The following is a 13,632-nucleotide window of genomic DNA, read 5'->3' as shown; positions in this document are numbered from 1 at the left end:
ATGCCCAATCAATATCTAGACCTGAATTTAAAAGTTTTCTCCTTGAATTCCAACACTGCATTAGCTGAAGAAATCGCTAGAGTGATCGGTGTAGAGCTTGGAAAATGTTCAGTCACCCGTTTCAGTGATGGAGAAATCCAAATTAATATAGAAGAAAGTATTCGCGGATGCGATGTTTTCGTCATTCAATCTACCAGCTTGCCTGTCAATGAACATTTGATGGAATTACTAATTATGATTGATGCTTTAAAACGAGCATCTGCTAAAACAATTAATATTGTGATGCCGTATTATGGATATGCCCGCCAGGACCGCAAAGCACGTGCTCGTGAACCGATCACTGCGAAACTGGTTGCCAACCTTCTAGAAACAGCTGGTGCCAGCCGTGTCATTACTCTTGACTTGCATGCACCGCAAATCCAGGGTTTCTTTGATATTCCGATCGATCATCTTATGGGCGTGCCAATTTTAGCAGAGTACTTTAAAAATAAAGATTTCGATGGAGATATTGTTATCGTTTCACCTGACCACGGCGGAGTTACGAGAGCAAGAAGATTGGCAGAGCGTTTGAAAGCCCCGATTGCCATTATTGATAAACGGCGTCCAAAGCCAAATGTAGCTGAGATTATGAATATCGTCGGGCACATTGAAGGCAAAGTGGTAATTTTAATAGATGATATTATTGATACTGCAGGAACGATTACTTTAGCGGCTAATGCTTTAGTGGATAATGGAGCGTCGGAAGTATTTGCCTGCTGTACACATCCTGTTTTATCGGGACCCGCTATTGAGCGCATTGAAAACTCAAAAATTAAAGAATTGGTTGTGACAAATTCTATTGCACTGCCGGAAGAAAAGAAGAGTGATAAAATTGTTCAGCTTTCAGTTGCTCCACTGATCGGGGAAGCGATTATCCGTGTTCATGAAGATCAGTCGGTCAGCACACTTTTTGACTAATAAAATAAATAGTATAAAGGCTGTCTCATAAGGGTCTGACCCTATGTGCATTTATCAATATATAGCACATTTATCCAACATTATGTCCTATATATTGTGTTATGGGGTCTGACCCTTAGGCTTTTTATACGGTGTCTTATCTAGAAGACTCATTTATCACGGTGGCTGATATGCCATGGAGGTTTGAGACAGCCTCTTGAGACAGCCCCTGTCCTGTTTTCATTGATTTAAAAAGGAATTGAGAATACAAACGTTTAGACTTTTCTGATTTAGGGTATTTTTATATATAGACTTTGACTTTAAATCAGGAGGGCGACGTCTTATGAGTGTTGTTTTACAAGCGAAAGAACGGACGGAGTTTCGTAAATCCAATTTGAAAAAGTTGCGTGAACAAGGAAATATTCCGGCAGTTATATATGGCATTGGCATTGACAGCAAGCCAATTTACGTGAATGCAGGAGAATTAATAAAAACAATCCGTGAAGTAGGGAGAAACGGAATTATTTCCTTGAATATTAATGGTGGTCAGCATAAAGTCATGCTAGGGGAATATCAGGAAGATCCTTTGAAAAAGGAATTGATCCATGCTGATTTCCGTGCAGTGGATATGTCATCAGAAATAGACGCGGATGTTCGAATTGATCTCGTTGGTGAAGCAGCAGGTGTAAAAGACGGAGGAGTCTTGCAACAGCCGCTGCATAGTTTGTCCATCACGGCAAAACCTGGTGATATTCCAAATTCTGTTGAAGTGGATGTAACAAATCTTCAAGTCGGGGAAACCTTGACAATCGCTGATATCAAAATGGATAAACCATACCGCATAAACCATGATGAAGAAGAAGTCATCTGTTCCATTTTACCTCCTAAGCAAGAGGAAGAAATAAGCTCAGGTGAAAAACAAGATGGCGGTATTCCTGAGAACGAAGAAGGAAGAGAAACACCCGCCAGTGAAGAATAGATTGTAAAAGCCCTTGTTCAATTCTTTCAACAAGGGCTTTTTTGGTTTATAATAGCAAAAAGAGTCTTGAAATAAACTTTAATACGCGATAAAAGGTTTTTTAAAAATAAAGGGTGAGAAAAATGAGGTTAATCGTCGGACTTGGCAATCCGGGAAAACAATACGATAAAACAAGGCATAATATTGGATTTGAGGTTATCGATAAGCTGTCTGAATTATTAAATATTCCGTTAGATCAGGCAAAGTTAAAAGGAAATTATGGAATGGGCTTTGTGAACGGAGAAAAGCTGATTTTATTAAAACCGCTTACATACATGAATTTATCGGGTGAATCCATTTGCGCCGTTATGGACTATTATGATATTGCTCTTGAAGATTTGCTGGTTATTTATGATGATCTTGATTTGCCTGTAGGGAAAATCAGGCTCCGGCAAAAAGGGAGTGCAGGCGGCCATAATGGAATAAAGTCGACGATTGCCCATTTAGGCTCTCAAGAATTTAACCGAATTCGTGTTGGGATTGACAGGCCGCCGGCTGGAATGAGTGTCGTTGATTATGTTTTGGGAAGGTTCAGAGAGGATGAACAGGAAATTATGGATGATGTAATAAAGACATGCGCGGAAGCATGTGAAGCTTGGCTGCAAAAACCTTTTCTCCAGGTAATGAATGAATATAATCAATAAACCTTGAACTGTAGACCTAAATCATTCAATGATTTCTAAATGAATAAGTTCCTCCAAATTCGTAAATAATATGAATATTGAAAGATGATATAAGGAGGGACAGGCTTGGCGATTCATTACCATTGCCGCCATTGCGGTGTAGAAATTGGAAAGCTAGAAAAAATGTCTGTTCACGCGGAATCACTTGGTTTGCATAAGCTGTCAGGTGAAGAACGGCAAGACATGGTATCATATGATTCTTCCGGCAATATTCATATAAAATCTATTTGTGAAGATTGCCAAGAAGTTTTGGAGAGAAATCCTGACTATCACCAATATGATTTCTTGCATCATTAATGCGCTTTGGACATTAATCCAAAGCATTTTTCTGTTTGTCCAGCTGCGGCTCCTATCCCCGGAAAGTCTAGCCAAATCACTCCAGAGTTTATGGACTCTTGCGTGATTCGTCTTATGCTTGTCGGGGATAAGCAGTCGCCTCGCTTTTCTGTTTGGAGGGGAGGTTCTTTAAATGAAAGGAATTATTAATCTATTTAATAAACAAGATGATATACAATCAGTTATTTCCGGTTTGGAAGCCGGCTTAAAAGAACAGTTGATTGCCGGATTATCAGGGTCAGCCAGAACCGTTTTTTTAGCTTCCGTCTATCAACAAACGAATAAGCCGATACTGGTGGTAACCCACAATCTTTTACAAGCACAAAAACTATATGATGATGTGGCCGGCTTGCTCGGAGAAAAAGAAGTGTTTTTATATCCTGCGAATGAACTTATCGCGGCTGAAATGAGTATAGCTAGCCCTGAATTGAAAGCCCAGCGTATTGAAACGGTGAATCATTGGAGCCAGAACCAAAATGGAATTATGATTGTTCCTGTTGCCGGATTGCGAAAAATTCTGCCTCCAAAATCTCTCTGGGAACATTATCAGCTATTCATAAAACTTGGAGATGAGATAGATTTAGAAGAATATTTGCAAAAGCTCATTAAAATGGGTTATGTGCGTACGGAAATGGTTTCATCTCCGGGAGAATTCAGTATAAGAGGCGGTATTATCGATATTTATCCATTAACGGAACCAGAGCCGATCCGGATTGAATTATTTGATACACAAATAGATTCCATCCGCTCTTTTTCACTGGAAGATCAGCGATCCAAAGAAAAACTTGCCGAAATCTTAATCGGCCCTGCAACTGAGATACCGCTGGAACCGGAGCATATAGATAATATTATTAATAAACTTGAAGACGGATTAGCGAAAAGCTTGAAAAAAATAAAAGACGATAAAGCAAAAACACAGCTTTCACAAAATATCGGCTACGAGCTTGAACAGTTGAAAAATGGACAAAAACCGGAGCAATTATTTAAATATCTTTCATTTGGTTATGAAAAAGCCGGTAGTTTAATAGACTATTTATCTGGAAACGGACTTATTTTTATAGATGAGATAAGCAGAGTACAAGAGATGAACGATTCTTTAGAAAAAGAAGAGGCTGAATGGTATACAAGTTTATTAAGTGAAGGGCAAATAGTCCATGATATAAAAATTTCTCACCAGCTGCATCCTTTGCTTCAAACATCGAAACGGCCGATTCTTTATTTGTCTTTATTCCTAAGGCATGTTCCAAACACGAATCCGCAAAATATTATTAATATTTCGTGCAAACAAATGCAAAATTTTCATGGGCAAATACATGTACTTAAGGGTGAAATTGAACGCTGGAAAAAAGGCAATTATTCCATTGTTTTTCTCGGTCCTGATGAAGAACGGGTTAAAAAACTTCAAAGAGTCCTTGAGGATTATGAGATTGATGCGACCTTTACAGGAGAGAAGCAAGAATTATTGCCGGGAAAAGTTCAAATCATGCAAGGAAGCTTGAATACGGGATTTGACATTCCGATTCAAAAAATCGCGGTCATCACCGAGGAAGAACTATTTAATAAAAAAACAAAGAGGCCGGCACGCCGGCAAAAATTGTCAAACGCTGAGCGGATCAAAAGTTATTCCGAATTGCGTGTCGGGGATTATGTTGTCCATGTTAACCATGGAATCGGGAAATATTTAGGTATTGAGACACTTGAAATTAACGGTGTGCACAAGGACTATCTCCATATCCGTTATCAAGGTAATGATAAGCTGTATGTCCCTGTTGAACAAATTGATCTTGTGCAAAAATATGTCGGCTCAGAGGGGAAAGAGCCTAAAATTTATAAGCTTGGCGGCAGTGATTGGAAAAGAGTGAAAAACAAAGTCCAATCTTCCGTGCAAAACATTGCTGATGATTTAATAAAGCTTTATGCTGAACGGGAAGCAGCGAAAGGGTATGCTTTTTCTCCGGATGGAGATATGCAAAGAGAATTTGAGGCTGCCTTCCCTTACCAAGAGACGGAAGACCAGCTTCGTTCCATTCATGAAATTAAAAGAGATATGGAGCGCGATCGCCCGATGGACCGGCTGTTGTGCGGAGATGTTGGCTACGGAAAAACAGAGGTTGCCCTTCGCGCTGCTTTTAAAGCGATTGCAGACGGCAAGCAAGTAGCGTTTCTCGTTCCGACGACCATTCTAGCCCAACAGCATTATGAAACCATGAAGGAAAGATTTCAGGATTATCCGATAAAGATTGGGTTATTAAGCCGTTTCCGGACAAGAAAACAACAGACCGGGACATTAAAAGGATTAAAAGATGGAACGATCGATCTCGTAGTCGGAACTCACCGTCTTCTTTCGAAAGATGTGATTTTCCGGGATTTAGGTTTATTGATTATCGACGAAGAACAGCGGTTTGGAGTTGCCCATAAAGAAAAAATCAAGCAGCTGAAAACAAATATCGATGTATTAACATTAACGGCAACACCAATACCAAGAACTCTCCATATGTCGATGCTAGGGGTTCGGGACCTGTCGGTTATTGAGACACCGCCTGAAAATCGATTCCCTGTCCAAACGTACGTCATGGAATATAATGGCGGGCTTGTCAGAGAAGCGATTGAAAGAGAGCTTGCAAGAGGCGGCCAAGTTTATTTTTTATATAATCGGGTTGAAGATATTGAACGAAAAGCGGAAGAAATCTCGATGCTTGTTCCTGATGCAAGGGTTGTGTATGCCCATGGAAAAATGTCGGAAAATGAACTGGAATCTGTCATGCTCACTTTTATTGAAGGGGAAGCCGATGTTCTTGTCAGCACGACTATTATTGAAACCGGGGTAGACATCCCGAATGTTAATACTTTGATTGTCCATGATGCTGATAAAATGGGACTTTCTCAGCTTTATCAATTACGTGGCCGGGTAGGAAGGTCCAACCGCGTTGCTTATGCGTATTTCACCTATAGGAAAGATAAGGTATTGACAGAAGTGGCAGAAAAACGATTGCAGGCTATTAAAGAATTTACCGAACTCGGATCCGGCTTTAAAATCGCGATGCGTGATTTATCTATCCGGGGAGCAGGTAATTTACTTGGGGCAGAGCAACATGGATTTATCGACTCTGTTGGATTTGACTTGTATTCACAAATGCTGAAAGAAGCAATTGAGGAGCGTAAAGGGAATAATGAACAGCCAAAGAGGCCTCAGCTTGAGATTGATTTAGAGGTTGATGCTTATATCCCTGATTCGTATATTGCGGACGGCCACCAAAAAATTGAAATGTACAAACGGTTCCGGGCTATCAGCTCTCTTGATGATATCGAAGAACTTCAGGAAGAAATGATCGACAGATTTGGAGAATATCCTGATGAGGTAGCATATTTGTTCCAAATTGCTGAAATGAAGGTTTACGGCCAGCTTGCCGGAGTGGAAACAATCAAACAGACGAAAAATGAAGTGATGATTTTATTATCGGAAGAAGGAAGCGAGCAAATAGACGGACAGAAGATTTTCCAACTAAGCAGCAAGCATGGGAGGGTTGTCGGCCTGGGCATGGAAGGGAAAAAGTTGAAAATGGTCCTTCATATTAAAGGAATTGATATTCCAACATGGATGCTTATTGCTTTTGAGATGATTCAAGGCTTGCATGATGCGAAAAAAGACCCAGTTGAACAATAGTCTTTTATACGGAAATTCTTGTTTAGTAATTGAATTGTATTGGTAAAGATGTTTAAAATAGTCAGACAAGGGTAATTCATATTGTGCAGCTGGTTTATTGATTGGTATTATTAACCATTTTTGTAAACTTCATCACTTTAAAGAAAAAATGTTAGATTATGTATAGAACTTTCAATATGAAAGATACTAAGTTCAAATGTGGTGATGATCTCAAATAAAGAGAACTTGATACATTGCCAAAAGAAAAAAATCATCAGATGAAAGTGAGGCATCGTTGAATGAAAGCAACAGGTATTGTTCGTCGAATCGATGATTTAGGCCGCGTAGTTATTCCGAAAGAAATTCGCAGAACCTTGCGTATTCGTGAAGGAGATCCATTAGAGATTTTTGTGGATCGTGATGGAGAGGTAATTTTAAAGAAGTATTCTCCTATTAGTGAGTTAGGCGATTTTGCTAAAGAATATGCTGAAGCGTTATATGACAGTTTGGGAAACCCTGTATTAATCTGTGACAGAGATGCTTATATAGCGGTAGCCGGCGGTTCTAAAAAGGACTACTTAAATAAGAACATTAGTGATCTTGTAGAGAAAACAATGGAAGAACGGAATTCTGTTCTTCAAAATCAACAAACATCTGTTTCCCTTGTTGATGGATATGAAGAGCCCGTTTCTGCTTATACAATTGGACCGATCATTGCAAATGGGGACCCGATTGGAGCGGTTATTATCTTTTCAAAGGAAGGTTCTCTCGGAGAAGTCGAGCAGAAATCTGTAGAAACAGCTGCCAGCTTCCTTGCAAGACAAATGGAACAGTAATTACTGGAGCACGCACAGGCTGGACAAGTATTTGTTCAGTCAATGCGTGCGTTTTTTTTTGGGCATTTTAGGGAGATTTACAAAATTATCTTTCTTTTTTCCAAAATTAATAGTAATTTTTCCAAAAATAATAAGTATTTTTCCAAAATTATTGGTGGTTTTTCTAAAATTAACGAGTAATTTTCCAAGAATAAACTTCCAAACTTATTTTTTCTTCTTTGTGATGACAGAGGCGCTTCCGCATTTCTGTGTTGTCCAGTTCCGGCTCCTAGGGACTCGAGTCATAAGCCAAATCACTCCAGAGGTTTAACAACCTCCTGCATGATTTGTCTTATGCTTGTCGTCCCTGGGCAGTCGCCTCCACTTTTCTATGTTATAATACGTTCGATATTGTTTTTGGAAGGGGATGGGCGATGAAGCCCGAGTTTGAATCGAAACAGCTTGTTAAAGGAGCGTTTTTATTAACAATCGCTGCCCTCATTATAAAAATCTTAAGCGCCATTTACAGGGTTCCATTTCAAAATATTGCAGGAGACATAGGTTTTTACATATATCAGCAAGTTTATCCATATTATGGAGCGGCTGTTGCTCTCTCTACCTATGGGTTTCCGGTCGTCATTTCAAAACTTTATGCAGAGATGATATCTGCAAATGATAGGGATGGAGCCAATCAGCTTTTAATTATTTCTTTCTTTTTTTTATTGATGCTTGGGCTCGTTTGTTTTTTTGGTTTGTATGCCGGTGCAGGCTTGTTGTCTGGGCTTATGGGAGATTCAAATCTTGCTCCGTTATTTAAAGTTATATCACTTGTTTTTCTGATCTTTCCGTTTATTTCGGTATTAAGAGGTTATTTTCAAGGAAAAAACGATATAGTACCGACTGCCGTTTCACAGATTGGTGAACAAACTGTGAGAGTTGCGACAATTCTGATCTTAGCGTCCATTTTTATGGCAAAGGATTATTCTCTTTATGTTGTCGGGGCCGGAGCTGCGTTCGGTTCGGTTACCGGAGCACTTATAGCGGCCTTTATTTTATGGCTGTTTTTTAGAAAAAAAATTAAAACAAGTGTATTTTCTAAAGCATTTAGGGTGACTCGTTCTCAAACGGTCCGGATGATAAAGGCGTTGTCCATTGAAGGAACAGCGATCTGTATTACTGGAATGCTGTTGATTTTAATTCAACTGGCAGACTCCTTTAATTTATATTCCCTGCTTATTGATTCAGGCACAGGGCAAGAAAAGGCAAAAGTCCTGAAAGGAATTTATGATCGGGGCCAGCCGCTCATCCAGCTTGGAACCGTTGCTGCGACTTCGTTGTCCTTAACAATTGTGCCAATGATTTCAAGTGAAAAATTAAAAGCGAATAAAGATCTTTTGTTGGAAAATATAAAATCGGCAATTCAAATCAGTGTGATTATTGGAACAGCTGCTTCGGTCGGATTATGGAGCATAATCGAGCCGACAAATAAAATGCTTTTCGAAAACACAGAAGGATCTAATGTACTGGCTGTCTTAAGTTTCATTATTTTACTAAGCTCCGTTATTATTACATTATCCGGCATTCTTCAGGGAATGGGCTATACACTATTTCCTGCTTTAATCATCTTAGCCGGATTTGCTTTAAAGATTTTAGGAAATCTTTTCTTAGTTCCTTCTTTCAGCATTATGGGAGCGGCGATGGCATCTATAGTGACGTTAGCTATTATCATGATATTATTAATGGTGAAAGTCTGGATGATTATTGGAACCCGCTTGTTATCCACCCGCATGTTTTTCGTTGTCTGGTTGGCGGCAGGAGGAATGGCTCTGATCCTGCATGTTTATATAACGATTTCGGAACGGCTCTTTTTTATAAGTGAATTAGGCCGTGCTGCATCAGCGATCCAGGCTGTCAGCGCCGTTGGAATAGGCGGGCTTGTTTACTTGTGGATCATTTTAAGAGGACATATTCTTAAGGAAGAAGATATTGCCATGCTTCCATTTGGAAGCAAGTTATTATTATTACTGCCAAAAAAAGATTAGGAGAAGATCCATATGGCCAAAAAAATTGTCATTGTTGGACTTGGCGCGGGAGATTTAGACCAGCTCCCTTTAGGAATATATAAAAAACTAACCGAGAGTAAAAACGTCTATTTGCGGACAAAAGTGCATCCAGTTGTTCGCGAATTCGAAAAAGAGGGTGTTCATTTCGAGTCGTTTGACTATATTTATGAGAAACATGACCAATTTGAAGATGTTTATGAGGAGATTTGTACGGTACTGCTTCAACAAGCAGCTGCACAAACAATTATTTATGCAGTGCCCGGTCATCCGCTTGTAGCGGAAAGAACGGTACAGCTTTTGTTAGAAAGAGGAAAAGAACAGGGGATTGATATAGAAATTGGAGGAGGTCAAAGTTTTCTTGATGCCCTCTTTCAAGCTTTAAAAATTGATCCGATTGAAGGATTTCAGCTCCTTGATGGCACATTTTTAAAATGCGGCGACATAAATCTTACTCAGCACGTTATTATTGGCCAGGTGTATGATGCTTTTGTTGCCTCCGAAGTGAAATTAACTTTGATGCAAAAGCTTCCTGATGATTATGAAGTCTATATTGTGACAGCTGCCGGCAGCAAAGAGGAGAGCGTTAGGAAAATCCCGCTTTACGAACTGGACAGGGAAGTGGAGTTAAACAATTTAACATCTGTATACATTCCACCGGTTTCTGATGAAAAGGTGCTTTATAAAGAATTTACAAAGCTTAGAGAAATTATTGCTGAATTAAGAGGACCAAACGGATGTCCATGGGATAAAAAACAGACACATCAATCACTAAAAAAATATCTCATTGAAGAAGCTTATGAATTAATAGAAGCGATTAATCGTGACGATATTGACAATATGATTGAAGAACTTGGCGACGTGCTTTTGCAAGTAATGCTTCATGCGCAAATCGGGGAAGATGAAGGGCTCTTTTCCATCGATGATATCGTAGAATCGATATCTGCAAAAATGGTCAGACGCCACCCTCATGTATTCGGTGATACGGAAGCTTTAAATGTAGAAGCTGTTTTGCAAAATTGGGACCAAATTAAAAAGACTGAAAAAGGTGACAAGCCTTCATCGATGTTAAAAGGGGCAGGAAGCGGTCTGCCGAATTTGCTGCGAGCATTTGCATTACAAAAAGAAGCGGCAAAAGTTGGTTTTGATTGGAAAGAAATTCAGCCTGCTTGGGAGAAAGTAAAAGAGGAATTGGAAGAATTTCAGAGTGAACTCGTAAAACCTGTAAGGAATGAGAATTTGTATAAGGAGTATGGGGATCTGCTTTTTGCTCTTGTAAATATTGCCCGGTTTTGCAATATTGATCCGGAAGAAGCTTTGTTTGAGGCTAATCAAAAATTTATCCGCAGATTTTCTTTTGTTGAGCAGAAAGTAAACGAAAGCGGCAGATCCTTTGATCAGTTTACATTAGAAGAGCTTGATTCGTTTTGGGACGAAGCAAAAAAACAGGGTTTATAACAAAAATAACGGGGGAGAGTGAAATGAATGCGTCTCGATAAATTTTTAAAAGTTTCCCGGATTATAAAACGCCGGACATTAGCAAAAGAAGTTTCAGACCAGGGCAGGATTACGATTAACGGCCAGCAAGCGAAAGCCAGCTCTACAGTTAAAGAGGGAGATGAACTGACCATCCGGTTTGGCCAGAAGATCGTAACTGTAAAAATAGAAAAGCTTCAAGAAACTTCCCGAAAAGAAGAAGCGGCTGAAATGTACTCTGTCATAAAAGAAGAGCGAATACAGGAATCAGAATAAGTAAGGAAAGAGGCTGGCTCATAAGCAAAGTGTCAGACGCCTTCAATACAACATAAATATAAACATAAAAAAATATTCTATATATTGTCATTGTAGGAGGGGTCAGAACCTAATGAGCCAGCTTCTTCTTGTTCTATTTATCCTTCATTTTTCATACACTTGTACAAAGGTTGTACTAAGTGATTGTGAGGGATGATGATGAGTCAATATTACGAAACAAATTCAAGCAAAGGCTCCGTCCAGGAACATGATATCATTATGAGGAGCAGGCGTTTGCTTGATATAACAGGGGTCAAGCAAGTAGAAAGTTTTGATAACGAGGAATTTTTACTGGAGACTGTAATGGGCTTTCTCTCAATACGCGGTCAAAACCTGCAAATGAAAAATCTCGATGTCGATAAAGGAATTGTATCCATTAAAGGTAAAGTGTACGATATTGTTTATTTAGACGAGAATCATGGGGAGAAAGCTAAAGGAATCTTTAGCAAGTTGTTCCGATGACCCTGTCGACACAGTTCATCACGATGCTGGCCATGATTGGCATGGGCAGCTTTTTCGGGGCCGCTTTAGATACGTATAACCGGTTTTTACAGCGAACCCGCCGCAAGAAATGGTTTGTTTTTATTAATGATTTACTGTTTTGGCTGCTGCAGGCCCTTATTATCTTTTACGTCTTGTTTCTTGTTAATAAGGGAGAAATAAGGTTTTTTATTTTTATTGCTCTTTTGTGCGGATTTGCAGCATATCAAAGCTTGGTCAAACAATTGTATTTGCGTCTTTTGGAATTGGCTGTATCCATGTTTGTAGCGACTTATAAGTTTACTATAAAGACAATTCAAATGCTTATCATAAAGCCCCTTCAATCGTTATTTTTACTCGTCATTTCCATAATAGTGATGATTGGAAGGGGGCTTTTTTCCCTTGTGAAATATGTTTTTAAGGCTCTAACATTTATAGTAAAGACCTTATGGTGGCCTTCTCGGGGCTTGCTTTTCTTTTTTTGGAAGCTTATGCCGAAAAACATTAAAAAAATCGTCGAGAAGTTATATAATAAAATGGCAGGAATTATTCACCGTTTAAAGAAAATTGTTATTAGCATTAAAAATAAATGGAAAAACCGTAAAGAGTAGGAGGTTTGCAAACGGTGAGTGCAATAGGAAAACGCAACATTGCCAAAATTGAAACAACGTATTCCCGGAAGCTTGAAATGGCTGACATCTCGGCAGGCAGAAGACGAAAACTGCTGATTAGGCGTCTCACCGTCTTTTTTATCTTTGCAGCAGCTGTGTCATTTGCGATGATCTCAACTCTTATATCCCAAGCCTCCATTCTAGAAGAAAAACAAAAAGAAAAGAGAGCTCTTGAAGAGGAATTATCTGATCTTAAAAAAAGGCAGGTTGTGCTGGAAGAGGAAATTGTTAAATTAAACGATGACGAGTACATTGCAAAACTTGCCAGGAGAGATTATTTCCTATCTGAGAATAATGAAATTATTTTTAACCTGCCAAAAGAAAAAAAAGAAAAATCATCCGCAAAGTAGCATTATTGACACCCTTTTTCGCAATTTTGTATAATATAATATAAGTATGATTTTTTATTTCTTTAAGGAGGAAAATTTTTTTTATGTCAATCGAAGTAGGCAGCAAGTTGCAAGGAAAGGTAACAGGCATCACTAATTTCGGAGCGTTTGTGGAGCTGCCGGAAGGCTCAACAGGTCTTGTTCATATCAGTGAGGTTGCAGATAATTATGTAAAGGATATTAATGACCACTTAAAGGTTGGCGACGAAGTTGAAGTAAAGGTTATTAATGTTGAAAAAGATGGAAAAATCGGCTTATCCATTAAAAAAGCAAAAGAAGGAAGCGAACAGACTAAACCACAACAATCTTATCCGCCTCGCTCACGTCAAGGCGGCCCGCGTCAAGGGAGAACAAACGATAACCGAAATAATAGCCGAGCCGAATCCTTCGAAGCAAAAATGGCTCGTTTCTTAAAGGACAGTGAAGATCGTTTATCGTCTTTAAAGCGCCATACCGAATCAAAACGCGGCGGAAGAGGAGCCAGACGTGGTTAAGCTGACTTGCTGCTTATTCATGATAGATAGCAGGTTTAAAACGGAAGAAACTTGTAAGCAAAAGGCAGGTCTTTTTTAGGCTTGCTTTTTTAAATTGTTTGGATACATAAAAAGAGGCTGTCTCAAAGCCCAAGGGTCTGACCCTTGGGCTTTGAGACAGCCTCTTTCCGCTTTTCTTTATAGCGGCGGAGGGGATCGAACCCCCGACCTCACGGGTATGAACCGTACGCTCTAGCCAGCTGAGCTACGCCGCCATTTTCAAAGACACATCAAATATAATACATAGTTACAAAGTTTGTGTCAAGAAATTATGCAA

At 39.3% G+C, this 13,632-nt stretch carries 13 protein-coding genes and 1 tRNA gene; 13 read left to right on the top strand and 1 reads right to left on the bottom strand.

Annotated elements, in window-relative coordinates:
• From PB1_RS06680 to PB1_RS06620, 13 genes are all read left to right on the top strand, one after another.
• Complete coding sequence (locus tag PB1_RS06680) at positions 1-957, top strand: ribose-phosphate diphosphokinase (protein ID WP_003351502.1); 957 nt, start codon at positions 1-3, stop codon at positions 955-957.
• A gap of 322 nt (positions 958-1,279) precedes the next feature.
• The gene (locus tag PB1_RS06675) at positions 1,280-1,915 is read left to right on the top strand and encodes a 50S ribosomal protein L25/general stress protein Ctc (protein WP_003351500.1); all 636 of its coding nucleotides are present in this window, start codon (positions 1,280-1,282) and stop codon (positions 1,913-1,915) included.
• 122 nt (positions 1,916-2,037) lie between these two features.
• Positions 2,038-2,598: an aminoacyl-tRNA hydrolase gene (gene pth / locus PB1_RS06670; protein WP_003351499.1), complete on the top strand. Its 561-nt coding sequence runs from the start codon at positions 2,038-2,040 to the stop codon at positions 2,596-2,598.
• Positions 2,599-2,703: 105 nt separating this feature from the next.
• Positions 2,704-2,934 (top strand): anti-sigma-F factor Fin, encoded by a 231-nt coding sequence (locus PB1_RS06665; RefSeq protein ID WP_003351498.1) that lies wholly within the window; start codon positions 2,704-2,706, stop codon positions 2,932-2,934.
• Between the two features lie 172 nt (positions 2,935-3,106).
• The gene (gene mfd / locus PB1_RS06660; RefSeq protein ID WP_003351497.1) at positions 3,107-6,637 is read left to right on the top strand and encodes a transcription-repair coupling factor; all 3,531 of its coding nucleotides are present in this window, start codon (positions 3,107-3,109) and stop codon (positions 6,635-6,637) included.
• Positions 6,638-6,915: 278 nt separating this feature from the next.
• Complete coding sequence (spoVT, locus tag PB1_RS06655) at positions 6,916-7,452, top strand: stage V sporulation protein T (RefSeq protein WP_003351496.1); 537 nt, start codon at positions 6,916-6,918, stop codon at positions 7,450-7,452.
• A 413-nt stretch (positions 7,453-7,865) separates the two neighbouring features.
• Complete coding sequence (locus PB1_RS06650) at positions 7,866-9,473, top strand: putative polysaccharide biosynthesis protein (protein WP_003351494.1); 1,608 nt, start codon at positions 7,866-7,868, stop codon at positions 9,471-9,473.
• Positions 9,474-9,485: 12 nt separating this feature from the next.
• Positions 9,486-10,949: a bifunctional methyltransferase/pyrophosphohydrolase YabN gene (gene yabN, locus PB1_RS06645; RefSeq protein ID WP_003351493.1), complete on the top strand. Its 1,464-nt coding sequence runs from the start codon at positions 9,486-9,488 to the stop codon at positions 10,947-10,949.
• A gap of 27 nt (positions 10,950-10,976) precedes the next feature.
• Complete coding sequence (locus PB1_RS06640) at positions 10,977-11,243, top strand: RNA-binding S4 domain-containing protein (RefSeq protein WP_003351492.1); 267 nt, start codon at positions 10,977-10,979, stop codon at positions 11,241-11,243.
• A 198-nt stretch (positions 11,244-11,441) separates the two neighbouring features.
• A complete protein-coding gene (yabP, locus tag PB1_RS06635) occupies positions 11,442-11,744 on the top strand; it encodes a sporulation protein YabP (RefSeq protein ID WP_003351490.1) in 303 nt (100 codons plus the stop codon).
• The gene (yabQ, locus tag PB1_RS06630) at positions 11,741-12,373 is read left to right on the top strand and encodes a spore cortex biosynthesis protein YabQ (RefSeq protein WP_003351489.1); all 633 of its coding nucleotides are present in this window, start codon (positions 11,741-11,743) and stop codon (positions 12,371-12,373) included. The genes yabP and yabQ overlap by 4 nt, the downstream gene beginning before the upstream one ends.
• Before the next feature lie 14 nt (positions 12,374-12,387).
• Positions 12,388-12,783, top strand: a complete 396-nt coding sequence (locus PB1_RS06625) for an FtsB family cell division protein (protein ID WP_003351488.1) — start codon at positions 12,388-12,390, stop codon at positions 12,781-12,783.
• A gap of 83 nt (positions 12,784-12,866) precedes the next feature.
• Positions 12,867-13,316, top strand: a complete 450-nt coding sequence (locus PB1_RS06620; protein ID WP_003351487.1) for a S1 domain-containing RNA-binding protein — start codon at positions 12,867-12,869, stop codon at positions 13,314-13,316.
• Between the two features lie 180 nt (positions 13,317-13,496).
• Here the strand turns inward: PB1_RS06620 and PB1_RS06615 are convergent.
• Positions 13,497-13,570: transfer RNA gene (locus PB1_RS06615), tRNA-Met, on the bottom strand.
• Positions 13,571-13,632: the final 62 nt, after the last annotated feature.

Source organism: Bacillus methanolicus PB1, from assembly GCF_000262755.1.
In the GTDB taxonomy this organism is placed as follows: Bacteria; Bacillota; Bacilli; order Bacillales; family Cytobacillaceae; genus Bacillus_Z; species Bacillus_Z methanolicus.
The sequence above is the reverse complement of the archived record's forward strand: the minus strand, read 5'-3'. Positions and strand labels throughout refer to the sequence as shown.